The following is a 23695-nucleotide window of genomic DNA, read 5'->3' on the forward strand; positions in this document are numbered from 1 at the left end:
TCCGGGAATGAGCGCCTCCCTCACGGACCGCCCGCCGTGCCGGCGGCGTGCGGGGGTGGTTGTGAAGCCGTGCACAAGCGCCGCCTACGATAGGCCCGTGCCGAATCTGCTCGAAGTCGTACGCAACCCCGTCGCGTACATCGCCGCCCGCTGGACACCCACCCAGCGCACCGTGGAACGTGCCACCCTCACCGCGCTGCTGATGAGCGTGTTCATCGTCGTCACCGGCGGCGCCGTCCGGCTGACCGCATCCGGACTGGGCTGCGACACCTGGCCGAAGTGCTCGGACAACAGCCTGATCGCCACCTCGGAGATGGGCATCCACGGCGCGATCGAGTTCGGCAACCGGATGCTCACGTACGTGCTGTGCGCGGCCGTCGGCTGGGCGATCATCACGGTACGCGCCGCCAAGCGGCCGACCCGGGGGCTGTCGCGGCTGGCCTGGTCGCAGTTCTGGGTGGTGATGGGGAACGGCGTGATCGGCGGCGTGACCGTGCTCACCGACCTCAACCCGTACACCGTCGCCGGGCACTTCCTTGCCGCCACCGTGCTGCTGACGGTGGCCACGCTGACCTGGCTGCGCTCCCGCGAGGGCGACGCCGAGCCGCGACCGCTGGTCGGTGTGTCGGTGCGGCGGCTGGCGCGGGGGCTCACCGTCTGCGCCGGGCTGCTGATCGCCGCGGGCACGGTCGTCACCGGGTCGGGGCCGCACCCGGGGGACAACAGCCAGGTGCCCCGGATGTTCGAGGACCTGAAGCTGGTGGCGCAGGTCCACGCCGCCATGGCGTGGATCGTCGTCGCGCTCACGCTCGGCCTGTGGATCGTGCTGAAGGCCGTGGACGCCCCCGACGGCCCGCGCCGCCGCACTCGCGATCTCGTCCTGGTCCTGCTGGCGCAGGGCGCCATCGGCTACGTCCAGTACTTCACCGAGCTGCCCGAGGTCCTGGTCGGGCTGCACATGCTGGGCTCGGCCCTGGTGTGGATCGCCGTGCTGCGCGTGCTGCTGTCGCTGCGCGAGCGGCCGGTCTCCGAGCCCGGTGTGCCGGGGCCCGGTCCCGCCCAGGAGGGTTCAGCCGTTCCGGCCGCCGCCGTCTGAGCGGCCCGCCGGGTCCGTGAGCCCGTACACCCGGCGGGCGTTGCCCGCCGCGATCAGCCCCGCGACCCTCCCCGCGTCGGCCCGCGACCACACGCCCTCGGCCACCCACTCGGTCAGCAGCCGGCCCAGCGCCTCGTGGAAGAGCCGCGCACCCACCACGTGCAGCTCCGGCAGCCCGTGCCCGCCGGTCGAGAAGAGCAGCTTCCCGAAGGGCGCGAGCTCCAGCGCCTCCGCGAGGACGGTACGCGCGCGTGGCCCCGTACGGGCGAGCGCGGGCCCGAGGTCCGCGTACACATGCGGGAAGACGTCGGCCAGGCAGGCCGCCTGCCGGTGGTACGGGTAGCCGTGCAGCAGCACCAGATCCGTACCGAGCCCGGCGGTGGCCCGTACGAAGTCGGTCAGCAGCATCGGATCCGTGCGGTCGATACGCAGCTCGGCGCCTCCGACACCGCCGTGCAGCTGGAGCGGCAGCCCCGTCGCGACCGACGTCCAGAGCAGGTGGCTGAGGAGCACGGGGTCGGTGAGGCGGTCGCCGACCCGGCGTCCCGACAGCCAGCGCCCGGCCGACCGGCGCACCCCGCCGGGGCCCGGCGGCTCGGGCGCGAGCGCGAGGCCGTCCCGGCAGCCGGCGACCGAAGCGAAGCCGACGGCCGACTGGGCGGCGCCGTGCACCGCCTCGGCGAGGTTGGTCAGGAAGCCGTCGGCGGTGCCCGAGGTGTCGGCGACCTGCTCCGCGAGCAGCTCGAGGCGCACGATCTCGTGGGCCGCGGCGTCCCCGGCGGCGGCCAGCTCGGACGGCTCCGTGAGGTCCCCGGTCAGCCCGGTGTCCACCAGGTACGTGCCGATGCCGGTGGAGCGCAGCAGCCGCCTGCCCGCCTCCAGGACGCCGAGTTCGCGGCGCCGCGCGAGGTAGCGGGCGGGCATGCAGTGCGGTTCGAGGCCGAGCAGCGGCGGGCACCAGCGCCGGACGGCGAAGCCGGTCTGGGTGTCGAAGAAGGTGGTACCGGGTGCGGCGGGCGAGGCGGACTGGGTGAGGTGCGTCTCGAACGTGCCGAGGCCGAGCTCCGTGCGGAACACGCCATGGCAGTGCTGGTCCACCAGCGGTGGCAATTCGATCACAGCGCCCGCCCTCCGTCGTCAGCCGTCGCACGGTCTAACGGGCGGTGGCGCCTCAGGTGTTGCTCGGACCGCCGACCTGGATGCCCGCCATGCGGGACCACTCGTACGGGCCGGTGCGGACCTTGGCCGCGAGGTCGCCGTCGAAGGACTCGTGGAGGGTGATGCCGGCCTGCTCCGCGGCGCGCTGTGCTATCGCGTGGTCGGGGGCCACGAGGTCGCCCCAGGCGCCGTCCTCGCCGACCAGCACGATGCGGGTGCCCCTCTGGCCGAGGTAGGCGAGCTGGCCCTCGGCGCTGCCGCCGTGGCTCCGGGCGAAGTGCTTGATCTGCTTCGCGAGCCTGCCCGCCTTGCGCTCGGCGCGGGCGTCGTCCCGCTTTGTCTCGTCGACCTGCTGCTGAGTCTCTGCCATGCCTGAATGCTACTCGCCGGTACCGCGTTTTAAGAGGGCGCCCCTCAAAACCGCCGGGTGAGGGCCGCCTCAGCGCGAAACCAGCGCCGCAGCTAACGCAGGAAGGGGTCCACGGCGATGGCCACGAACAGGATCGAGACGTAGGTGATGGACCAGTGGAAGAGCCGCATCTCCTTGAGCTTCGCGCCCGTGATACCGGCCTTGGCGCGGGCCCGCAGCGCGTGCGCCTCCTTGAGCCACCAGGCGCCCGCCACGACCGCGATCAGGGGGTAGAACCACCCGACGTACCCAAGCGGCCAGAGCGCGAGCGAGACGCCCACCATGACCCAGCTGTAGAGCACGATCTGCCGGGCGACCACGGCGTTGGAGGCGACGACAGGAAGCATCGGCACGCCCACGCGCGCGTAGTCCTCCTTCACCTTCATCGACAGCGGCCAGTAGTGCGGCGGCGTCCAGAAGAAGATGACGAGGAAGAGGACCAGCCCGGCCCAGGAAACGGAGTTGGTCACGGCGGACCAGCCGATGAAGACCGGCATGCAGCCCGCGATGCCGCCCCACACGATGTTCTGTGCGGTACGGCGCTTCAGCCACATCGTGTAGACGATGACGTAGAAAAGCAGCGCTGCGAGCGAGAGGGCCGCCGACAGCCAGTTGACCAGAAGGCCGAACCACAGCGTGGAGATCACGGCCAGCGCGAGGCCGAAGACCAGGCTCTCGCGCGGCGAGACCATCCCGGTCACCAGCGGCCGCTGCGAGGTGCGGTCCATGAGCGCGTCGATGTCGCGGTCGATGTACATGTTGAGCGCGTTCGCGCCGCCCGCGGAGAGGTAGCCGCCGACGCAGGTGGCGAGCACCAGCCACAGGTTGGGCACGCCCTGTTCGGCGAGGAACATCACCGGGACCGTGGTGATCAGCAGCAGCTCGATGATCCGCGGCTTCGTCAGCGCCACAAAAGCCTTGGCGCGGGCCCCGAACGGCCGGTGACCGGGAACTTCCGCGAGCTCCCCCACAGCCCTTCGGGCATGGGAGGTGCCCCCTCCCACAGCCCTTCCGGCATGGGGGGTGCCCCCACCCGCAGGACGGGAATCGACGGCCGTCACGCACACCCCTGTAAAGCGACCTCAGCGGCTTGCGCCGCGGGCACGGACCAGCAAGCACCGGACCGGGAGGCCGGTAAAGACTTGCGCGTACCACGCCACTCTAGACGTAGCGGATACGCCGCCCGCCGCGGGGGTCCGTCGTGTTGTCCGCCGCGCTGTCCACGGCTCGTCGCGCAGGCTGACGTACTCCTCATTGCCCCGCAGGGCGGGGCCGGGAGCCGAGGGTAGGCTCAACACCGCCGGTGTGCAGAACGTCACCGGCATTCGACATGTGGAGAGGAGCCCTGACTCAGGGTGAGCACCAAGCCGACCACCACAGACCTCGAGTGGACCGAACTGGACCAGCGGTCCGTCGACACCGTACGCGTCCTGGCCATGGATTCCGTGCAGAAGGTCGGTAACGGCCACCCGGGCACGGCCATGAGCCTCGCTCCCGCCGCGTACATGCTCTTCCAGAAGCTGATGCGGCACGACCCGTCCGACGCTCAGTGGACGGGCCGCGACCGCTTCGTGCTGTCCCCCGGCCACACCAGCCTGACCCTCTACATCCAGCTCTACATGGCCGGTTACGGCCTGGAGCTGGACGATCTGAAGGCCTTCCGCACCTGGGGCAGCAAGACCCCGGGCCACCCGGAGTACGGCCACACGACCGGCGTCGAGACCACGACGGGACCGCTCGGCCAGGGCATCGCCAACGCGGTGGGCATGGCGATGGCCGCCCGCTACGAGCGCGGCCTGTTCGACCCGGAGGCACCCCAGGGCGCCTCTCCCTTCGACCACACCATCTGGACGATCGTCTCCGACGGCGACCTGGAGGAGGGCATCTCGGCGGAGGCCGGCTCGCTGGCGGGCCACCAGAAGCTCGGCAGCATCGTCGCCCTCTACGACGACAACCACATCTCCATCGAGGGCGACACCGCGACCGCGCTCTCCGAGGACGTCCTCAAGCGCTACGAGGCGTACGGCTGGCACGTCCAGCGCGTCGAGCAGGATCCGTCGGGCGACTTCGACGTGCAGGCGCTGTACGCGGCGCTCAGGGCGGCGCAGGCCGAGACCGAGCGCCCCTCGATCATCGCCGCGCGCACGATCATCGCCTGGCCGGCTCCCAACGCGCAGAACACCGAGGCCGCCCACGGCTCGGCGCTCGGCGCGGAGGAGGTCGCGGCGACCAAGCGCGTGCTGGGCTTCGACGCGGAGCGGGACTTCCAGGTCGAGGACGAGGTCATCGCCCACACCCGCAAGGCGCTCGACCGCGGCCGCGAGGCGCGCGCCGCCTGGGACAAGCAGTTCCAGGAGTGGCGCGGCGCCAACCCGCAGCGCGCCGCCGAGTTCGACCGCATCGCGGCGGGCGAACTGCCCGACGGCTGGGAGCAGAAGGTGCCGGTCTTCGAGGCCGGCAAGGACGTCGCCACCCGCAAGGCCTCCGGTGAGGTCCTCAAGGCGCTCGGCGGAGTGATCCCCGAGCTGTGGGGCGGCTCCGCGGACCTGGCCGGCTCGAACAACACCACGATCGACGCCTCGTCGTCCTTCCTGCCCGCGGACAACCCGCTGCCGGAGGCGAACCCGTACGGCCGCACCGTGCACTTCGGCATCCGCGAGCACGCCATGGGCTCGACCATGAACGGCGTGGCGCTGCACGGCAACACCCGGATCTACGGCGGCACGTTCCTGGTCTTCTCGGACTACATGCGCCCGGCCGTCCGGCTGGCCGCCCTGATGAAGCTGCCGGTCACGTATGTCTGGACGCACGACTCCATCGGCCTGGGCGAGGACGGCCCGACCCACCAGCCGGTCGAGCACCTGGCCGCGCTGCGCGCCATCCCCGGCCTGAACATGGTCCGCCCGGCCGACGCCAACGAGACCGCCATCGCCTGGCGCGAGGTCATGCGCCGGCACAGCGCCGATCCCGCCCCGCACGGCCTGGCGCTGACCCGGCAGAACGTGCCGACGTACGAGCTCAACGAGGACGCCGCCAAGGGCGGTTACGTGTTCCTCGAGGCCGACGGCGGCTCGCCCGAGGTGATCCTCGTCGCCACCGGCTCCGAGGTGCAGCTCGCCGTCAGGGCGCGCGAGAAGCTCCAGGCCACCGGCGTCCCGACTCGCGTGGTCTCGATGCCGTGCGTCGAGTGGTTCGAGGAGCAGGACCCGGGGTACCGCGACAGCGTGCTGCCGCCGTCCGTGAGGGCGCGGGTGGCCGTGGAGGCCGGGATCGGCCTGACCTGGCACCGCTACGTCGGCGACGCCGGCCGGGTCGTCTCGCTGGAGCACTTCGGCGCCTCCGCCGACTACAAGGTGCTGTTCCGCGAGTTCGGTCTGACCGCGGACGCGGTCGAGGCCGCAGCCCGGGAATCTCTGGCCGCCGCCGGTCGCTGACGCAGGTATACGACGAGTAGGAGATGCATTTCCCATGGCAGACGCACTCAAGCGGCTCTCCGACGAAGGCGTGGCGATCTGGCTCGACGATCTGTCGCGCCAGCGCATCACGTCCGGCAACCTCGCCGAGCTGATCGACCAGCAGCACGTGGTCGGGGTGACCACGAACCCGACGATCTTCCAGAAGGCGATCTCCAGCGGCGACGGCTATGAGCAGCAGGTCGCCGACCTCGCCGCCCGTAAGGTCACGGTCGAGGAAGCCCTCCGCATGATCACGACTGCGGACGTCAGGGACGCCGCCGACGTGCTGCGCCCGGTCTTCGACGCGACCGGCGGGCGCGACGGCCGGGTCTCCATCGAGGTCGACCCGCGCCTGGCGCACAACACCCGCGCCACGGTCGCCGAGGCCAAGCAGCTGGCCTGGCTGGTCGACCGGCCGAACACCTTCATCAAGATCCCGGCCACCAAGGCGGGCCTCCCGGCGATCACCGAGGCCATCGGCAAGGGCATCAGCGTCAACGTCACGCTGATTTTCTCGCTCGAGCGCTACCGCGAGGTCATGGACGCCTACCTCTCCGGCCTGGAGAAGGCCAAGGCCGCGGGCCTGGACCTGTCGCAGATCGAGTCGGTGGCGTCCTTCTTCGTGTCCCGCGTGGACACCGAGGTCGACAAGCGGCTCGACGCCCTGGGCACCCCGGAGGCCAAGGAGCTGCGCGGCAAGGCCGCCATCGCCAACGCCCGGCTCGCCTACGAGGCGTACGAGGAGGTCTTCGGGTCCGATCGCTGGGCCGCCCTGGAGAGGGACGGCGCCAACCGGCAGCGGCCGCTGTGGGCCTCCACCGGCGTCAAGGACAAGGCGTACAAGGACACGCTGTACGTCGACGAACTCGTCGCCCCGGGCACCGTCAACACCATGCCGGAGGCCACCCTCGAGGCGGTCGCGGACCACGGCCGGATCACCGGTGACACCGTGCGCGGCACCTACGAGCAGGCCAGGGCCGATCTCGACGCGCTCGCGAATCTGGGCATCGACTACGACGAGGTCGTCCAGCTTCTCGAGGACGAGGGCGTCGACAAGTTCGAGGTCTCCTGGAACGACCTGCTGAAGTCCACCGAGGCGGAGCTCAAGCGCCTCGCTCCTCCGGAGGCGTGAATTGACCAGCAGCAACCCGCTGCGTGACGCAAAGGACCGGCGGCTCCCGCGTATCGCGGGGCCGTCCGGCCTGGTCATCTTCGGCGTCACGGGCGATCTGTCCCGTAAGAAGCTGATGCCTGCGGTCTACGACCTGGCCAATCGCGGGTTGCTGCCGCCGGGCTTCTCCCTGGTCGGCTTCGCCCGCCGGGAATGGGACCACGAGGACTTCGCGCAGGTCGTGCACGACGCGGTCAAGGAGCACGCGCGGACCCCGTTCCGCGAGGAGGTCTGGCAGCAGCTGGCCGAGGGCTTCCGCTTCGTACCCGGCCAGTTCTCCGACGACGAGGCCTTCGAGAAGCTGAAGGCGACGATCGACGAGCTGGACAAGGCGCGGGGGACGGGCGGGAACTTCGCCTTCTACCTGTCGGTCCCGCCGAAGTTCTTCCCCACCGTCGTGCAGCAGCTGAAGGGGCACGGCCTCTCGGAGGGCACCGGGGACTCCTGGCGGCGCGCCGTCATCGAGAAGCCCTTCGGCCACGACCTGGCCAGCGCCCAGGAGCTCAATCAGGTCGTCCACGAGGTCTTCCGGCCGTCCGACGTCTTCCGGATCGACCACTACCTGGGCAAGGAGACGGTCCAGAACATCCTGGCGCTGCGCTTCGCCAACACGATGTTCGAGCCGCTGTGGAACCGGTCGTACGTGGACCACGTACAGATCACGATGGCCGAGGACATCGGCATCGGCGGCCGCGCCGGCTACTACGACGGCATCGGCGCCGCCCGCGACGTGATCCAGAACCACCTGCTCCAGCTGCTGGCGCTGACCGCCATGGAGGAGCCCTCCTCCTTCGACGCCAAGGCTCTCGTCACCGAGAAGCTGAAGGTCCTGAAGGCGGTCAAGCTGCCCAGGGAGCTGGGCAAGCACACCGTACGCGGCCAGTACGCGCACGGCTGGCAGGGCGGCGAGGAGGTGCTCGGCTACCTCGAGGAGGAGGGCATCGACCCGGGCTCGCGCACGGACACCTACGCCGCGATCAAGCTGGAGATCGACAACCGCCGGTGGGCGGGCGTTCCCTTCTACCTGCGCACCGGCAAGCGGCTCGGCCGCCGGGTGACCGAGATCGCGGTGGTCTTCCAGCGCGCCCCGCACTCCCCCTTCGACACCACCGACACCCAGGAGCTGGGGCAGAACGCCCTGGTCATCAGGGTGCAGCCGGACGAGGGCGTCACCATTCGGTTCGGCTCCAAGGTGCCCGGCACCTCCATGGAGATCCGGGACGTGACGATGGACTTCGCGTACGGCGAGTCCTTCACCGAGTCCAGCCCCGAGGCGTACGAGCGGCTGCTGCTCGACGTGCTGCTGGGCGACGCGAACCTCTTCCCCCGCCACCAGGAGGTCGAGGAGTCCTGGCGGATCCTCGACCCGGTCGAGGCGTACTGGGACAAGCACGGCACGCCCGAGCAGTACACCGCCGGGACGTGGGGACCGAAGGCGGCGGACGAGATGCTCGCACGAGACGGAAGGTGCTGGCGCCGGCCATGAACATCGATCTCACGGAGACCACGTCCGGCCAGATCAACGCCGCCCTGGTCAAGGCGCGCCGGGCGACCGGATCCCCGGCCGTCGGCATGGTGCTGACCCTCGTCATCGTCACCGACGAGGGAAACCACTACGACGCTCTCAAGGCCGCGAGCGAGGCGTCCAAGGAGCACCCCTCCCGCATCCTCGTGGTCATCAAGCGGCCGGGCCGCTCGCCCCGCGACCGCAAGATGGCCCGGCTGGACGCGGAGGTGCGGGTCGGCGGCGAGACCGGCACCGGGGAGACGGTGCTGCTGCGGCTGCACGGCGAGCTCGCCAACCACGCCCACTCGGTCGTCCTGCCGCTGCTGCTCCCGGACGCCCCGGTGGTCGTGTGGTGGCCCGAGGAAGCCCCCGAAAATCCGGCTGAGGACCTCCTCGGTCAGTTGGCCGCGCGCCGTATCACCGACGCGGCGGCCACCGAGGACCCGGTCGCCGCGCTGGGTCAGCGGGCCAGGACGTACGCGCCGGGCGACACCGACCTGGCCTGGACCCGGATCACCCCGTGGCGGAGCGTGCTCGCGGCCGCCCTGGACCAGCGGCACTCGAAGATCACCTCCGTGGTCGTCGAGGCCGAGGCGTACAACCCGAGCAGTGAGCTGCTGGCGCTGTGGCTCGCCGAAAGGCTCGGGGTGCCGGTCGAGCGCACGGTCTCCGAGGGGCCGGGCCTCACGGCCGTACGTCTCGAGACCGTCGACGGTTCGATCTGCCTGGACCGGTCGAACGGGCGGCTGGCGGAGCTGGCGATGCCCGGACAGCCGGACCGGCACGTGGCGCTGCCCCGCCGCGAGACCTCCGAGCTGATCGCGGAGGAGCTGCGGCGGCTCGACCCGGACGAGATGTACGCGTCGACGGTCAAGTTCGTCGTGACCGCGCACGGCAAGAGGGTCATCGAGGCGGGCGCAGGGATGGCGCCGGGCGGGTCGGCTTCCTCGGCCACCGCGGCCGCTCCGTCGGACGAAGCGGGCCAGGCGTCTGCGGCGGAGCAGGCCGGCAAGCCCGCGGCCAGGGAGGCGACGGCCACGTGAGCGCTCCGCAGGTCGTCGTCCACCGCGACAAGGATCTGATGGCGAAGGCCGCGGCGGCCCGCCTGATCACGAAGATCGTGGACGCCCAGGCGGCCCGCGGCTCGGCCTCCGTGGTTCTCACCGGCGGCCGCAACGGCAACGGCCTGCTCGCCGCGCTCGCCGAGTCCCCGGCCCGGGACGCGGTGGACTGGTCCCGGCTGGACCTGTGGTGGGGCGACGAGCGGTTCCTGCCGGAGGGCGATCCCGAGCGCAACGTCACGCAGGCCCGGAAGGCGCTGCTGGACGCCGTTCCGCTCGACCCGAAGCGGGTGCACCCGATGGCGGCCTCGGACGGGCCGTACGGCACGGACGTGGAGGCCGCGGCGGAGGCGTACGCGTCCGAGCTCGCGGCCGCCGCACGGCCCGAGAACCACGCCTCGGTCCCGTCCTTCGACGTGCTCCTGCTGGGCGTCGGCCCCGACACCCACGTGGCCTCGCTCTTCCCGGAGCTGCCGGGCGTACGGGAGACCGAGCGCACGGTCGTCGGCGTACGCGGCGCGCCCAAGCCGCCGTCCACACGGATCTCGCTCACGCTCCCGGCGATCCGGGCCGCGCGTGAGGTGTGGCTGCTCGCCGCGGGCGAGGACAAGGCGAAGGCGGCCGCGATCGCGCTGTCCGGGGCGGGCGAGATACAGGCCCCCGCGGCCGGGGCGTACGGCCGCGGGCGCACGCTGTGGCTGCTGGACGCGGCCGCGGCCGCCCAGCTCCCCCGCGGCCTGTACCCACCGGCTTCGGCCTGAACTTCTCATAAAGGTGGCCCCCGCACACGCGCTGTGCGGGGGCCACCTCTCTGAGGAGTTCCAAGGGCGGCTCAGCGGCCGCGCAGCCCGCGGTACTTGGCGACCAGGGCGGCCGTCGAGCCGTCCAGGTCCTCTGCCCCCGTGCCCTGCGTGAGCACCGGTTCGATCCGCTTGGCGAGGACCTTGCCGAGTTCGACGCCCCACTGGTCGAAGGAGTCGATGTTCCAGACCGCCCCCTGCACGAAGACCTTCTGCTCGTACAGCGCGATGAGCTGGCCCAGCACGGACGGGCTGAGTTCGCTCGCCAGGATGGTCGTCGTGGGGTGGTTCCCGCGGAAGGTGCGGTGCGGGACCTGCTCCTGCGCGACGCCCTCTGCCCGGACCTCCTCCGCGGTCTTGCCGAAGGCGAGCGCCTGCCCCTGCGCGAACAGGTTGGCCATCAACAGGTCGTGCTGCGCGGCGAGTTCGGGGCTCAGCTCGTCGACCGGCCGGGCGAAACCGATGAGGTCGGCGGGGATCATCTTCGTGCCCTGGTGGAGCAGCTGGTAGTACGCGTGCTGGCCATTGGTGCCGGGGGTGCCCCAGACGACCGGTCCCGTCTGCCAGTGCACCGGGTTGCCCTCGCGGTCCACGGACTTGCCGTTGGACTCCATATCGAGTTGCTGCAGGTACGCGGTGAACTTCGACAGGTAGTGGCTGTACGGCAGTACGGCGTGCGACTGGGCGTCGTGGAAGCCGCCGTACCAGATGCCCAGAAGGCCCAGCAGCAGCGGGGCGTTGGCCTCGGGCGGGGCGGTGCGGAAGTGCTCGTCGACGAGGTGGAAGCCGGCCAGCAGCTCGCGGAAGCGCTCCGGGCCGATGGCGATCATCAGGGAGAGTCCGATGGCCGAGTCGAAGGAGTAGCGGCCGCCGACCCAGTCCCAGAACTCGAACATGTTCTCCGTGTCGATGCCGAACTTCTTCACCTCGGCGGCGTTCGTGGACAGTGCCACGAAGTGGAAGGGCACCGCCGACTCGTCCGCACCGAGGCCGTCCAGCAGCCACGTGCGGGCGGACGTGGCGTTGGTGACCGTCTCGATGGTGGTGAAGGTCTTCGACGCGACGATGAAGAGCGTCTCGGCCGGGTTCAGGTCCCGTACCGCCTCGTGCAGGTCCGCGCCGTCGACATTGGAGACGAACCGGAAGGTCAGCGAGCGGTCGGTGTAGGGGCGCAGCGCTTCGTAGGCCATCGCGGGGCCGAGGTCCGAGCCGCCGATACCGATGTTGACGACGTTCCGGATCCGGACGCCGGTCGAGCCGACCCATTTACCGGCGCGGACCGAGTCGGCGAAGCCGGTCATCTTGTCGAGCACGGCGTGGACCCTGGGCACCACGTTCTCGCCGTCCACCTCGATCACCGTGTCGCGCGGGGCGCGGAGGGCGGTGTGCAGCACGGCGCGGTTCTCGGTGATGTTGATCTTCTCGCCGCGGAACATGGCGTCCCTGAGCCCGGCCACTCCGGTCGCCGCCGCCAGGTCGCGCAGCAGCCCCAGCGTCTCGTCCGTGACCAGGTGCTTGGAGTAGTCCAGGTGCAGATCACCGACCTGCAGGGAGTAGCGCTCGCCACGAGCCGGATCGGCGTCGAACAGCTGACGCAGCGACACCTCCCCGAGCCTTTCCCGGTGCTCGGCGAGCGCGGTCCACTCGGGCATCCGGTCGAGCCTGGTACGGCCTTCTGCGTTCATCTCGGACATCAGCCCACTTCTTCTCGTACCTTGTCCCCGCTGCCCACCCAACCTAATTGATCCGGCCCGGCCCGCAGGGGACAACCCCACGGGCCGGGCCGGTTGATCAGTCCGGTGCGAGCGAGATCCTCAGATCTCGCCGCGGAGCTTGGCGAGCGCCTCCGCGAGGATCGCCTCGCCGTCCGCGTCGCTGCGCCGCTCCCGTACATACGCGAGGTGCGTCTTGTACGGCTCGGTGCGCGGCGGGTCCGGCGGGTTGTCCCGGTCCTTGCCGGCCGGGAAGCCGCAGCGGGGGCAGTCCCACGTGTCGGGAATCTGCGCGTCGCTGGCGAAGCTCGGCTGCGTCTCGTGCCCGTTGGAGCACCAGAAGGAGATGCGCAGGCGCGGCGCGGACTCGCCCCGCTCGGCCTCGCCCATCGGCCCCGCTCCGACCCGACTTCCACGGATCGCGTTGCCACTTGCCACGGTCGTAACTCCCTGCGTGATGGTGCCGCAAAGCATCGATAGGCAGCTCCGCTGCCGGGCGCCCCAGTCTACGTAAGGCCCAACGCGCGTCCAGTGACCGGAGTTACACCCGCCCCCGAGGACGCCGACCCCATGATAAGCCGCGCCTGCGACGGCGTGTCAGTCGGACGGCAGAGGTCAGCTGTCCAGCTTCATCAGCAGACCGAGGGCGACAATGCACGCGAACCACAGCAGACCGACCACGACGGTGATCCGGTCCAGGTTGCGCTCGGCGACCGAGGAGCCGCCGACGGAGGACTGCATGCCGCCACCGAACATGTCGGAGAGACCGCCGCCCTTCCCCTTGTGCATCAGCACCAGCAGCATCATCAGCAGGCTGAAGACGATCAGGGCGATGGAGAACCCTAGAATCACGGCTGGACCAACTCTCTCGGACAGTGACGGTACGGACACGGGCGACGGGGGCCGGGCCGAACGGACCGGATGCGGTCCGCACCACCCGACCCCCGACAGAGTACGACGGAGGAGGCCTTACGGCCTACTCGCCGGTCAGGCTAATGATCGCGGAACCGGACGATCTTGACGAACTCGTCGGCGTCCAGCGAGGCCCCGCCGATCAGCGCGCCGTCCACGTCGGGCTGCGCCATGATCGCCGCGACGTTCCCGGACTTCACCGAGCCGCCGTACTGGATCCGGACCTTGTCGGCCAGCTCCTGGCTGTAGAGCTCGGCCAGGCGGCCGCGGATCGCCCCGCAGACCTCCTGGGCGTCCTCGGGCGTGGCGACCTCGCCGGTTCCGATGGCCCACACCGGCTCGTACGCGATCACGACCGTCTCGGCCTGCTCGGCCGGGACGTCCTTCAGCGCACCGTCGAGCTGGGCGAGGGTGTACGAGACCTGGTTGCCCGCCTTGCGGATGTCCAGGCCCTCGCCGATGCACAGGATCGGAGTCAGACCGTTACGGTACGCAGCCTTCACCTTGGCGTTGACGATCTCCTCGTCCTCGCCGTGGTACTGGCGGCGCTCGGAGTGCCCGACCGCGACGTATGTGCACTTCAGCTTGGCCAGCATCGAGCCCGAGATCTCACCGGTGTACGCGCCGGAGTCGTGCGCGGAGAGGTCCTGGGCGCCGTAGGCGATCTTCAGCTTGTCGCCGTCGACCAGGGTCTGCACCGAGCGCAGGTCGGTGTAGGGCGGCAGGACCGCGACCTCAACGGCCTCGTAGTCCTTGTCGTTCAGCGCGAAGGCGAGCTTCTGGACGTGCGCGATGGCCTCGAGGTGGTTGAGGTTCATCTTCCAGTTGCCCGCCATCAGCGGGGTACGGGTGCTCATGCCCCTCCTTCATTGTTCTCCCCCAGAGCTGTCGCCTGGGCGGTGCCCCCATCTCCGCCCGCGCGGCGCAGAGGTGCGGGTTTCGTGCATGTCTGCGGCCCGGCGGCCGCGCGTGCGTCGCTCACGCAGCTCAGTCCTCCAGTGCTGCGAGGCCGGGAAGCGTCTTGCCCTCGAGGTACTCGAGGCTCGCGCCGCCGCCGGTCGAAATGTGGCCGAAAGCGTTCTCGTCGAAGCCCAGGATCCGGACGGCCGCGGCCGAGTCGCCGCCGCCGACGACGGTGAAGGCAGGGCTGTCGATCAGGGCCTGGGCGACTGCGCGGGTGCCCTCGGCGTAGTCGGGGTGCTCGAAGACGCCCATCGGGCCGTTCCAGAAGACGGTGGCCGCGTCGGCGAGCTTCGAGGCGTACAGCTTGCGGGTCTCCGGGCCGATGTCCAGGCCCTCCTGGTCGGCCGGGATGGCGTCCGCGGCGACGACCGACGGATTCGCCGGCGCCTTGGTCTTCAGGTCCGGGAACTCGGTGGCGATCAGCACGTCGACGGGGAGGACGAACTCCACGCCGCGCTCCTCGGCCCGCTGCAGGTACGCCTGCACGGCCGGGATCTGGTCCTCCTGGAGCAGCGACATGCCGACCTCGTGGCCCTGGGCCTTGAGGAAGGTGTACGCCATGCCGCCGCCGATGAGGATGCGGTCGGCCTTCTCCAGCAGGTGGTCGATGACGCCGAGCTTGTCGGAGACCTTGGCGCCGCCGAGGACGACGGCGTACGGGCGCTTGACGTCCTCGGTGAGCTGCTTCAGGACGCCGACCTCGGCCGCGATGAGTCCGCCCGCGGCGTGCGGGAGGCGGGCCGGGAGGTCGTAGACCGAGGCGTGCTTGCGGTGCACGGCGCCGAAGCCGTCGCCCACGTACACGTCGGCCAGGGCCGCCAGCTGGTCGGCGAAGGCGCCGCGCTCGGCGTCGTCCTTGCTGGTCTCGCCGGGGTTGAAGCGAAGGTTCTCCAGCACCGCGACCTGGCCGTCGGACAGACCCGCGACCGTGCTACGGGCGGACTCGCCGACCGTGTCGGTGGCGAAGGCGACGTCCTTGCCGAGGAGTTCGCCGAGCCGCGCGGCGGCGGGGGCGAGCGAGAACTGCGGGTCAGGGGCGCCCTTGGGGCGGCCCAGGTGAGAGGCGACGATCACCTTGGCGCCGGCGTCGGCGAGCTTGGCGATCGTCGGGAGGACGGCGCGGATCCGGCCGTCGTCGGTGATGATCGTGCCGTCCAGCGGCACGTTCAGGTCGGCGCGGACGAAGACCCGCCTGCCCGCGACCTGGCCCTCCTTGAGGAGGTCGTCGATCGTCTTCATGAGAGTGGACTCCTAGCAGCGGCGCAACGCTTCACGAGGAACAGAGCAACCATGAATTGAGCAACCCGCACGGCGAGCAGCCACCTCCGCGAGAGCGGCGGCGATTCAGCCGCAAAAGGGGTAACAGGGCCCGTGCGGCGCGCTGTGCGCTGCGCGAGCCCTGTCACTCACATCGAGTCGCCTGCTCTGAACTCAGAGCCGGCCGCCGACGAAGACGGTCAGGTCGACGAGGCGGTTGGAGTAGCCCCACTCGTTGTCGTACCAGCCGACGACCTTGACCTGCTTGCCCTGGACCATGGTCAGCTGCGAGTCGAAGGTGCAGGATGCGGGCCAGTTGACGATGTCCGAGGAGACGATCGGGTCCTCGGTGTACTCCAGGATGCCCTTGAGCTGGCCCTCGGCGGCCTTCTGGAAGGCGGAGTTGATCTCGTCCTTGGTGACCTCGCGGTCGAGCTCGATCACGAGGTCGGTGACCGAGCCGGTCGGCACCGGGACGCGCATGGCGATGCCGTCCAGCTTGCCCTTGAGCTGCGGGAGGACCAGCGCGGTGGCCTTGGCGGCACCGGTGGAGGTCGGAATGATGTTCTCCGCGGCGGCGCGGGCGCGGCGCAGGTCCTTGTGCGGGAAGTCCAGGATGCGCTGGTCGTTGGTGTAGGCGTGGACCGTCGTCATCATGCCCTTGACGATGCCGAAGCTCTCGTCGAGGACCTTGGCCATCGGCGCCACACAGTTGGTGGTGCAGGAGGCGTTGGAGATGACGTGGTGGTTGGCGGTGTCGTACTTGTCCTGGTTGACGCCCATCACGATGGTGATGTCCTCGTCCTTGGCGGGCGCGGAGATCAGGACCTTCTTCGCTCCGGCGGCGAGGTGCTTCGCGGCGTCCTCGCGCTTGGTGAAGATGCCGGTGGACTCGATGACGACATCGGCACCGAGCTCGCCCCACGGGAGCTGCGCCGGGTCGCGCTCCGCCATCGTCTTGAAGGTCTGGTTACCCACCGTGATGGTGTCGTCGGTGTGGCTGACCTCGTGCTTCAGCCGGCCCAGGATGGAGTCGTACTTGAGCAGGTGGACCAGGGTGGCGTTGTCGGTCAGGTCGTTGACACCGACGATCTCGATGTCCGCACCCTGCTCCAGGAGCGCCCGGAAGTAGTTGCGGCCGATACGGCCAAAGCCGTTGATGCCTACGCGGATCGTCACGAACCGATCTCCTCGTTGGTACGCCGGTTTGCACTCCGGCGAGCTGTATGGGATGTCCCCGACCACCCCCGACCCTACCCCTCTCCGGCGCATGGGGTGACATCGGGCGGCCGGGGACACGGCCCTGGATTCGGGGGTCAGCGGCGGAGGGCGCGCAGCGCTGCCGCGATCAGCCGAGACCTCTCGTTCACACGGGCGACATGCTCCAGACCGAAGCCGAGGAGCACGGTGTCACGGGTGGTCACCGCGGCCGAGGAGCGGAACAGCTCCTTGGAGCGGGCCCAGTCCGCGCCGGTCACCTGACTGCCGGGCGGCGGTCCCTGAACGGCCCAGGGGCCCAGCGCCGTCTCGAATCCCCCGTCGTCCTGGCCCGCGCCGGGATACCAGAGGACGGTGCGGAAGTGACTCAGGATGCCGAGGTGGTGGAGCGCGCCCTGGGTGGCGACGTCCCAGACGACGGCCTTGTCAGACGACGGCCTTGTGCTTGCTGTCGGCGAGGGCCTTGGTCGGCCCTGCGTCTCATGAGCCCGTTCCTGAGCGCTGAGGAGCGGAGGGCCCGGTTGCGAGGGCACTCTCAGCGGCCCGCCCGAACGGGCCTGGGCGGACTGGGTTTGGCCGACGTCCGTTGGCGTGCCGCATCATGTGCGGGCCTCGTGGAGTCTGCTTTCGCCCTGCTGCGGCCGGCAGACTCGGCTCTTGGGAGTGCGGCTTCGGACGATGGTCCTCCGCGCCACTGGGCCGCGCACGCAACCCAGTTGCTTCCGCCCTCTGGGCGGGGCGCGGTCTTCTCTTCTCGACGTCGCACGGCCAAACCCAGGCGTTCCTCGGGCGGGGCGGGGATCTGCCACGCCGCATCCAAGTAACAACGCCCGTTGTCGAACGAGATCGTGTACTTGATGGCCCAGTTGGCGGCCACGCGGCCTGCCCACTCTCGCTGCGGTATGCGGTAGATGAGAAGAGCGCCTTGGCGTCCAGGACGTACCGCCCCCGGCGATCACACTGGTTCCTGCCACATCGCGGCGGAACAAACGATCCGGAGCCGAATGAGTTACACCACGCGGAGCGACACCGAACGGCTGCCCCCGGCGCCGGATAAGTGCGCCGAGGGCGAATAGGTGGGTGCGGCGACCGGTCAGCCGACCATGCCGTCGGCCATCTCCTCCGTGAGGTTCGACTCCGTGCCCGGGATGCCGAGGTCCTGGGCCCGCTTGTCGGCCATGGCCAGCAGTCGGCGGATACGGCCGGCCACCGCGTCCTTGGTGAGCGGCGGGTCGGCGAGCGCGCCCAGCTCCTCCAGCGAGGCCTGCTTGTGCTCCATCCGCAGCCGGCCCGCGGCCGCGAGATGCTCCGGCACGTCCTCGCCCAGGATCTCCAGCGCCCGCTGCACGCGCGCGCCCGCGGCGACGGCGGCCCGCGCCGACCGGCGCAGGTTGGCGTCGTCGAAGTTGGCGAGCCGGTTGGCGGTGGCGCGGACCTCGCGGCGCATCCGCCGCTCCTCCCAGGCCAGTACGGACTCGTGCGCGCCGAGCCGGGTCAGCAGCGCGCCGATCGCGTCCCCGTCCCGTACGACGACCCGGTCCACGCCCCGTACCTCGCGGGCCTTGGCCGCGATGCCGAGCCGCCGGGCCGCGCCGACCAGCGCCAGCGCCGCCTCCGGGCCCGGGCAGGTCACCTCCAGAGAGGAGGACCTGCCGGGCTCGGTGAGCGAGCCGTGGGCGAGGAAGGCACCGCGCCAGGCGGCCTCGGCGTCGCACGTCGCGCCGGAGACCACCTGCGGCGGCAGGCCGCGGATCGGGCGGCCGCGGCCGTCGACCAGACCGGTCTGCCGGGCCAGTTGGTCACCGCCCGCCACGACCCGTACGACATAGCGGCTGCCGCGGCGCAGCCCGCCGGGCGCCATCACCACGAGGTCGGACGCGTGCCCGAAGATCTCCAGGATGTCCTTGCGGAGCCGCCGGGCCGCGATGCCCGTGTCCAGCTCGGCCTCGATCACGATCCGGCCGCTGACCAGGTGCAGTCCTCCCGCGAACCGCAGGATCGACGAAACCTCCGACTTCCGGCAGCAGGTCCGGGTGACGGGGAGCCGGGAGATTTCATCCTTCACCGCTGCCGTCATCGCCATGGGCCGATCCTTCCATGCATCCGAAAAATACGGTCGTACGCGGCCGCCAACAGCTCCGGATCATGCTTCGGCGAGCCGTCGGGCGAGGCCACGGGAGCCAGCTCGACCGTCCCGCCGAGCCGCTCGGCGGCGTCCGTCAGGCTGTCCCGGTCGGGCACGGCGGCCTCGTCGGCCAGCACCACGTCGAAGGCGAGTTTAGGGGCGTGTCGGGCCAAAACCTCCAAATGACGCTGCGGGGAGAAGCCCGCGGTTTCGCCGGGCTGCGGCGCGAGGTTCAGGGACAGCACCCGGCGTGCCTTGGTCTCCGTGAGCGCGTCGAGCAGCCGCGGCACCAGGAGATGCGGGATCACGGACGAGAACCAGGAGCCGGGGCCGAGCACCACCCAGTCCGCGTCGAGGACCGCCTCGACGGCCTCGGGCACGGCCGGCGGGTCGTTCGGCACCAGGTGGACGGACTGGACCTCGCCGGGAGTCAGGGCGACGGTGGCCTGGCCGCGTACGGTCGTGACCTCGCCGGGCGTGGCCGGGTCGTGGCCCTGGACCAGCGCCTCGAGCTCCAGCGGCACGGCCGACATGGGCAGCACCCTGCCGTGCGCGCCGAGCAGCCTGCCGACCCACTCCAGGGCCTTGACGTGGTCGCCGAGCTGCTCCCACAGGGCGACGATCAGCAGATTGCCGACGGCGTGGCCGTGCAGGTCGCCCTCGCTCGCGAAGCGGTGCTGGATGACCCGGGCCCAGGTCTGGCCCCAGTCGTCGTCGCCGCACAGCGCGGCCAGCGCCTTGCGCAGGTCGCCCGGCGGCAGCACGCCCAGCTCATCGCGGAGGCGGCCGCTCGAGCCCCCGTCGTCGGCGACGGTGACGACGGCGGTCAGATCGCCGGTGATGCGGCGCAGGGCGGCGAGCGAGGCGGACAGTCCCTGGCCGCCGCCGAGCGCGACGACCTTGGGCTGCGTGCCGCGCCTGCGGAACGTACGGGCCTGGGCGCGCCCTTGGGCACGGTCCGTGCCGAAGCCCGTACGCTCCGGGACCAGCCGCCGTACGCGCCCCAGCCGCGAGGACTTACCGGCCGTCACTCGCGCCCCATGTCTCTGTGGACGACGACGGTTTCGACGCCTTCGGCCGCGAGGCGGGCGGCGAGCTTCTCGGACATGGCGACGCTGCGGTGCTTGCCGCCGGTGCAGCCGACGGCGACGGTCACGTAGCGCTTGCCCTCGCGGCGGTAGCCGGTGGCGATGAGCTGGAGGAGCTCGGCGTAGCGGTCCAGGAACTCCTTGGCGCCGGGCTGGTTGAAGACGTAGTTCGCGACCTCGTCGTTGAGGCCGGTGAAGGGTCGCAGCTCCGGCACCCAGTGCGGGTTGGGCAGGAAGCGGCAGTCCACGACCAGGTCGGCGTCCACGGGCAGGCCGTACTTGTAGCCGAACGACATGACGGTGGCGCGCAGCTCCGGCTCCTCCTCGCCCGCGAACTGGGCGTCCAGCTTGGCGCGCAGCTCGTGGACGTTGAGGCTGGAGGTGTCGATCACCAGGTCGGCGTCGCCGCGCAGTTCACGCAGCAGCTCGCGCTCGGCGGCGATGCCGTCGACGATCCGGCCGGAGCCCTGGAGGGGGTGCGGGCGGCGGACGGACTCGAAGCGGCGGACGAGCGCCTCGTCGGACGCCTCCAGGAAAATCACGCGGCGCTTGACGCTCTTGGCGTCGAGTGCGGCCAGGGACTCGCGGAGGTTGTCGAAGAAGCGGCGGCCGCGGACGTCGACGACAACGGCGATACGGGCGACGTTGCCCTGCGAGCGGGCCCCGAGGTCCACCATGGTGGGGATCAGGGCGGGCGGGAGGTTGTCGACCACGAACCAGCCGAGGTCCTCCAGGCACTTGGCCGCGGTGCTGCGGCCCGCGCCCGACATGCCAGAGATGATCACCAGCTCCGGGATGGCCGCCGCCTCGGCGGCGCCCTCGGCTGTCGTGCCCGTACTCACCTGTTCTCCGTCTCCGTCGATGCCGGTCATCTGTCCTGCCCCCGTTCCGATGAGGACGCGGCCGTCGTGGTGGCCTCGTCTTCAATGATCTCCCCGGTCGCGGTGTTCACGGCCGGTGCGGCGGGCGCCGCCTTCGCGAGGGCCACCGCGATCGTCTCGGCCGTCTTGCGCCCGATGCCGGGCACCTCGCAGATCTCGTCGATGGTGGCCGCCCGCAGCCGCTTCAAGGAGCCGAAGTGCTTGAGCAGCGCCTGGCGGCGGGTCTCGCCGAGGCCGGGGACGGTGTCGAGCGGCCCGGCCTTCATCCGCTTGCCGCGCTTGCTGCGCTGGTACGTGATGGCGAAGCGGTGGGCCTCGTCGCGGACCCGCTGGAGGAGGTACAGCCCCTCGCTGGTGCGCGGCAGGACCACCGGGTCGTCCTGGCTCGGCAGCCAGACCTCCTCGAGGCGCTTGGCGAGGCCGCAGACGGCCACGTCGTCGATGCCGAGCTCGTCGAGCGCCTGCTGCGCGGCCGCCACCTGCGGCCGGCCGCCGTCGACGACCACGAGCTGGGGCGGGTAGGCGAAGCGGCGCGGGCGGCCGGTCTCGGGGTCCACGGGGCTGCCGGGCAGGGCTTCGGCGTCCGCGTCGCCGTTCTCGCCGTTCCCGTTCTCACCGTTCTCGCCGGCCGGTTCCTCGTCCCACTCGCCCGTCTTCTGCTTCTCGAGCAGATAGCGGCGGAAGCGACGACTGATCACCTCGTGCATGGACCGCACGTCGTCCTGCCCGGCGAACCCTCGGATCTGGAACCGCCGGTACTCACTTTTGCGGGCCAGCCCGTCCTCGAAGACGACCATGGACGCGACGACGTCCTGCCCCTGGAGGTGGGAGATGTCGAAGCACTCGATGCGCAGCGGCGCGGAGTCCAGCTCCAGCGCCTCGGCGATCTCCTCAAGGGCGCGGGAGCGGGTGGTCAGGTCGGAGGCGCGCTTGGTCTTGTGCAGCGCCAGCGCCTGCTGGGCGTTCCGCTGCACGGTCGCCATCAGGTCCTTCTTGTCGCCGCGCTGGGGGATGCGGAGGCTGACGTTCGAGCCGCGGCGGTCGGAGAGCCACTGGGCGACCGGCTCGACGGGGTCCGGGAGGGCGGGCACGAGGACCTCGCGCGGCACGCCCTCGCCGCTCTCCTCGCCGTACAGCTGCTGGAGCGCGTGCTCGACGAGCCCGGCGGTGTCGACGGCCTCCACCTTGTCGGTGACCCAGCCGCGCTGGCCGCGCACCCGGCCGCCGCGGACGTGGAAGATCTGGACGGCGGCCTCCAGCTCGTCCTCGGCGACCGCGATCAGGTCGGCGTCGGTGGCGTCCGCGAGGACGACGGCGTTCTTCTCCATCGCGCGGCGCAGCGCTTCGATGTCGTCCCGCAGCCGGGCCGCCCGCTCGTACTCCAGCTCTTCCGCGGCCTCCTGCATCTGCTTCTCCAGGCGGCGCAGATAGGTTCCGGTGCGGCCGGCCATGAAGTCGCAGAACTCCTCGGCGAGTTCGCGGTGCTCCTCGGGCGTGACCCGGCCGACGCACGGCGCGGAGCACTTGCCGATGTAGCCGAGCAGGCAGGGGCGGCCGATCTGGTGCGACCGCTTGAAGACCCCGGCGGAGCAGGTGCGTACGGGGAAGACCCGCAGCATCAGGTCCACCGTCTCGCGGATGGCCCAGGCGTGAGCGTACGGCCCGAAGTAGCGCACGCCCTTCCTCTTCGGCCCGCGCATCACCTGGACCCGCGGGAACTCCTCGTTGAGGGTGACGGCCAGGGACGGGTAGCTCTTGTCGTCGCGGTACTTGACGTTGAACCGCGGGTCGAACTCCTTGATCCAGGAGTACTCCAGCTGCAGTGCCTCGACCTCGGTGGAGACGACGGTCCACTCGACGGACGCGGCGGTGGTGACCATGGTCCGGGTGCGCGGGTGCAGCCCGGCGAGGTCCTGGAAGTACGAGGAGAGCCGCTGGCGCAGGCTCTTCGCCTTCCCGACGTAGATCACCCGCCGGTGTTCGTCGCGGAACCTGTAGACCCCCGGCGAGTCGGGGATCTGTCCCGGCTTGGGTCGGTAGCTGCTGGGGTCGGCCATGCTCTCACCCTACTGGCGAGCGGTGACACGAGGTCGCCTGCGGCGAGCGAGCTCGGGAGACGATCGGGAGACGACCTGCGCTGCCGGCCGCGCCCGGGCATGAGCCCCGGCACGAGCCCCCGGCACGGGCCCCGGCAAGGCGATGCCGGAGTCGGCGAATCACGCCGGCCCCCCGCCGCCTCCTGAGGCTGCGCCGGGGCGGCGGCTGAGGCGGCGGCTGCGCCCCGCCCTTATCCCCCGGCCCCGTCGCACCGTCGTACGCCGACCCGGGCAGCTCGCCCCCGTAGGCCTCGCGCACCCGTGCCGGTATGCATCCAACCGTGGTGCCCGCGCCCCACGGCCCGTACGGCGTCGCCGTCCAGCGGCACCACGCGCGCCCCGCGCAGCATGTCCGTGGCGAGGAACTCCAGCCGGGCGACCGGCACATCGGCCCGGCCCGCCACGAACTCGGGTGCGGGAGCGCAGACGGGCACGGTCGCGCCCTCGATCCGCGGATCCGCATCCGCCTTGCCCAGCGCGCTGTGGCGGGCCCCGTCCCCCGCACCATCGCGGGTGCCGTCGCGGCGGGAGCCCTGACCGGTGCCGTGGAGGCCTGAGGTGGTCCGACAGGCGGACCCGCGTGCCGACCAACGGATGGACGAGCGGCCGACTTTCGGGCGTCCCGGCCTGCGGTGCCGGGTCCCTACGGTGCTCGGGTCCGGACGCGGACAGCCATCGCAAGCCGTGCGGAAGGGAGCGCTCGTGAGCGCAGGAATGCGGGAGGCCGGAGGCCTGACCAAGTGCTACGGCAGGAAGGCGGCGGTGGACGACCTCTCGTTCACCGTT

Annotated in this window: 21 protein-coding genes; 7 read left to right on the forward strand and 14 right to left on the reverse strand. The window is 71.0% G+C overall.

Features of this window, described 5'->3' with window-relative positions; all coding sequences use genetic code 11:
• Nucleotides 1–97: 97 nt before the first annotated feature.
• Entirely contained in the window at nucleotides 98–1096 is a 999-nt protein-coding gene (locus tag ACTWP8_RS18195; RefSeq protein ID WP_443313541.1) for a COX15/CtaA family protein, read from the forward strand.
• Here the strand turns inward: ACTWP8_RS18195 and ACTWP8_RS18200 are convergent.
• From ACTWP8_RS18200 to ACTWP8_RS18210, 3 genes are all read right to left on the reverse strand, one after another.
• Complete coding sequence (locus ACTWP8_RS18200) at nucleotides 1070–2215, reverse strand: amidohydrolase family protein (RefSeq protein WP_443323181.1); 1146 nt, start codon at nucleotides 2213–2215, stop codon at nucleotides 1070–1072. The two genes, ACTWP8_RS18195 and ACTWP8_RS18200, sit on opposite strands and share 27 nt — an antisense overlap.
• 52 nt (nucleotides 2216–2267) lie before the next feature.
• Nucleotides 2268–2624, reverse strand: a complete 357-nt coding sequence (locus ACTWP8_RS18205; protein ID WP_443323182.1) for a hypothetical protein — start codon at nucleotides 2622–2624, stop codon at nucleotides 2268–2270.
• A gap of 92 nt (nucleotides 2625–2716) precedes the next feature.
• On the reverse strand, nucleotides 2717–3724 hold the full coding sequence (locus ACTWP8_RS18210) for a heme o synthase (protein WP_443323183.1): 1008 nt from the start codon (nucleotides 3722–3724) through the stop codon (nucleotides 2717–2719).
• Between the two features lie 294 nt (nucleotides 3725–4018).
• Between ACTWP8_RS18210 and tkt the strand changes: the two genes are divergently transcribed.
• The 5 genes from tkt to pgl are packed head-to-tail and all read left to right on the forward strand — an operon-like array spanning nucleotide 4019 to nucleotide 10618.
• Entirely contained in the window at nucleotides 4019–6097 is a 2079-nt protein-coding gene (gene tkt / locus ACTWP8_RS18215; RefSeq protein WP_443323184.1) for a transketolase, read from the forward strand.
• Nucleotides 6098–6131: 34 nt separating this feature from the next.
• Complete coding sequence (gene tal / locus ACTWP8_RS18220) at nucleotides 6132–7250, forward strand: transaldolase (protein ID WP_443323185.1); 1119 nt, start codon at nucleotides 6132–6134, stop codon at nucleotides 7248–7250.
• A 1-nt stretch (nucleotide 7251) separates the two neighbouring features.
• Nucleotides 7252–8775: a glucose-6-phosphate dehydrogenase gene (gene zwf / locus ACTWP8_RS18225; protein WP_443313535.1), complete on the forward strand. Its 1524-nt coding sequence runs from the start codon at nucleotides 7252–7254 to the stop codon at nucleotides 8773–8775.
• Nucleotides 8772–9839 (forward strand): glucose-6-phosphate dehydrogenase assembly protein OpcA, encoded by a 1068-nt coding sequence (gene opcA, locus ACTWP8_RS18230; RefSeq protein ID WP_443323186.1) that lies wholly within the window; start codon nucleotides 8772–8774, stop codon nucleotides 9837–9839. The genes zwf and opcA overlap by 4 nt, the downstream gene beginning before the upstream one ends.
• 38 nt (nucleotides 9840–9877) lie before the next feature.
• Nucleotides 9878–10618, forward strand: coding sequence for a 6-phosphogluconolactonase (gene pgl / locus ACTWP8_RS18235; protein WP_443323246.1), 741 nt, complete (start codon nucleotides 9878–9880; stop codon nucleotides 10616–10618).
• 71 nt (nucleotides 10619–10689) lie between these two features.
• On the opposite strand, the gene pgi is transcribed toward pgl, so the two are convergent.
• The 11 genes from pgi to uvrC form a co-directional block, all read right to left on the reverse strand.
• Nucleotides 10690–12342, reverse strand: coding sequence for a glucose-6-phosphate isomerase (pgi, locus tag ACTWP8_RS18240; protein ID WP_443323247.1), 1653 nt, complete (start codon nucleotides 12340–12342; stop codon nucleotides 10690–10692).
• A gap of 129 nt (nucleotides 12343–12471) precedes the next feature.
• Entirely contained in the window at nucleotides 12472–12807 is a 336-nt protein-coding gene (locus ACTWP8_RS18245) for an RNA polymerase-binding protein RbpA (protein ID WP_076971064.1), read from the reverse strand.
• Nucleotides 12808–12984: 177 nt separating this feature from the next.
• Complete coding sequence (secG, locus tag ACTWP8_RS18250; protein WP_443313532.1) at nucleotides 12985–13221, reverse strand: preprotein translocase subunit SecG; 237 nt, start codon at nucleotides 13219–13221, stop codon at nucleotides 12985–12987.
• Between the two features lie 140 nt (nucleotides 13222–13361).
• On the reverse strand, nucleotides 13362–14138 hold the full coding sequence (gene tpiA, locus ACTWP8_RS18255) for a triose-phosphate isomerase (protein ID WP_443323187.1): 777 nt from the start codon (nucleotides 14136–14138) through the stop codon (nucleotides 13362–13364).
• Between the two features lie 130 nt (nucleotides 14139–14268).
• Nucleotides 14269–15483 carry a phosphoglycerate kinase gene (locus tag ACTWP8_RS18260; protein WP_443323188.1) on the reverse strand — a complete coding sequence of 405 codons (1215 nt, stop codon included), beginning with the start codon at nucleotides 15481–15483 and terminating at the stop codon, nucleotides 14269–14271.
• Nucleotides 15484–15675: 192 nt separating this feature from the next.
• Complete coding sequence (gene gap, locus ACTWP8_RS18265) at nucleotides 15676–16680, reverse strand: type I glyceraldehyde-3-phosphate dehydrogenase (RefSeq protein ID WP_443323189.1); 1005 nt, start codon at nucleotides 16678–16680, stop codon at nucleotides 15676–15678.
• 137 nt (nucleotides 16681–16817) lie between these two features.
• Nucleotides 16818–17252 carry a hypothetical protein gene (locus tag ACTWP8_RS18270; protein ID WP_443323190.1) on the reverse strand — a complete coding sequence of 145 codons (435 nt, stop codon included), beginning with the start codon at nucleotides 17250–17252 and terminating at the stop codon, nucleotides 16818–16820.
• Nucleotides 17253–17812: 560 nt separating this feature from the next.
• The gene (gene whiA / locus ACTWP8_RS18275) at nucleotides 17813–18802 is read right to left on the reverse strand and encodes a DNA-binding protein WhiA (RefSeq protein WP_443313528.1); all 990 of its coding nucleotides are present in this window, start codon (nucleotides 18800–18802) and stop codon (nucleotides 17813–17815) included.
• Nucleotides 18793–19875 carry a gluconeogenesis factor YvcK family protein gene (locus ACTWP8_RS18280; protein WP_443323191.1) on the reverse strand — a complete coding sequence of 361 codons (1083 nt, stop codon included), beginning with the start codon at nucleotides 19873–19875 and terminating at the stop codon, nucleotides 18793–18795. The genes whiA and ACTWP8_RS18280 overlap by 10 nt, the downstream gene beginning before the upstream one ends.
• Nucleotides 19872–20804 carry an RNase adapter RapZ gene (gene rapZ, locus ACTWP8_RS18285; RefSeq protein ID WP_443323192.1) on the reverse strand — a complete coding sequence of 311 codons (933 nt, stop codon included), beginning with the start codon at nucleotides 20802–20804 and terminating at the stop codon, nucleotides 19872–19874. The genes ACTWP8_RS18280 and rapZ overlap by 4 nt, the downstream gene beginning before the upstream one ends.
• Nucleotides 20801–22870 (reverse strand): excinuclease ABC subunit UvrC, encoded by a 2070-nt coding sequence (uvrC, locus tag ACTWP8_RS18290; RefSeq protein ID WP_443323193.1) that lies wholly within the window; start codon nucleotides 22868–22870, stop codon nucleotides 20801–20803. The genes rapZ and uvrC overlap by 4 nt, the downstream gene beginning before the upstream one ends.
• A 308-nt stretch (nucleotides 22871–23178) precedes the next feature.
• Here uvrC and ACTWP8_RS18295 point away from each other — a divergent pair, with 308 nt between their 5' ends.
• Entirely contained in the window at nucleotides 23179–23466 is a 288-nt protein-coding gene (locus ACTWP8_RS18295; RefSeq protein WP_443323194.1) for a hypothetical protein, read from the forward strand.
• Nucleotides 23467–23695: the final 229 nt, after the last annotated feature.

Source organism: Streptomyces sp. 7N604, from assembly GCF_052245475.1.
GTDB lineage: Bacteria > Actinomycetota > Actinomycetes > Streptomycetales > Streptomycetaceae > Streptomyces.

Bases quoted from the DNA above. Each gene is read 5' to 3' on its own strand.
- ACTWP8_RS18295 (WP_443323194.1), top strand. From the start codon at position 23,179: ATGCATCCAACCGTGGTGCCCGCGCCCCACGGCCCGTACGGCGTCGCC.
- ACTWP8_RS18260 (WP_443323188.1), bottom strand. From the start codon at position 15,483: ATGAAGACGATCGACGACCTCCTCAAGGAGGGCCAGGTCGCGGGCAGG.
- pgi (WP_443323247.1), bottom strand. From the start codon at position 12,342: ATGAACGCAGAAGGCCGTACCAGGCTCGACCGGATGCCCGAGTGGACC.
- whiA (WP_443313528.1), bottom strand. From the start codon at position 18,802: ATGGCGATGACGGCAGCGGTGAAGGATGAAATCTCCCGGCTCCCCGTC.
- opcA (WP_443323186.1), top strand. From the start codon at position 8,772: ATGAACATCGATCTCACGGAGACCACGTCCGGCCAGATCAACGCCGCC.
- tpiA (WP_443323187.1), bottom strand. From the start codon at position 14,138: ATGAGCACCCGTACCCCGCTGATGGCGGGCAACTGGAAGATGAACCTC.
- pgl (WP_443323246.1), top strand. From the start codon at position 9,878: ATGGCGAAGGCCGCGGCGGCCCGCCTGATCACGAAGATCGTGGACGCC.
- ACTWP8_RS18205 (WP_443323182.1), bottom strand. From the start codon at position 2,624: ATGGCAGAGACTCAGCAGCAGGTCGACGAGACAAAGCGGGACGACGCC.
- uvrC (WP_443323193.1), bottom strand. From the start codon at position 22,870: ATGGCCGACCCCAGCAGCTACCGACCCAAGCCGGGACAGATCCCCGAC.
- rapZ (WP_443323192.1), bottom strand. From the start codon at position 20,804: ATGACCGGCATCGACGGAGACGGAGAACAGGTGAGTACGGGCACGACA.
- tal (WP_443323185.1), top strand. From the start codon at position 6,132: ATGGCAGACGCACTCAAGCGGCTCTCCGACGAAGGCGTGGCGATCTGG.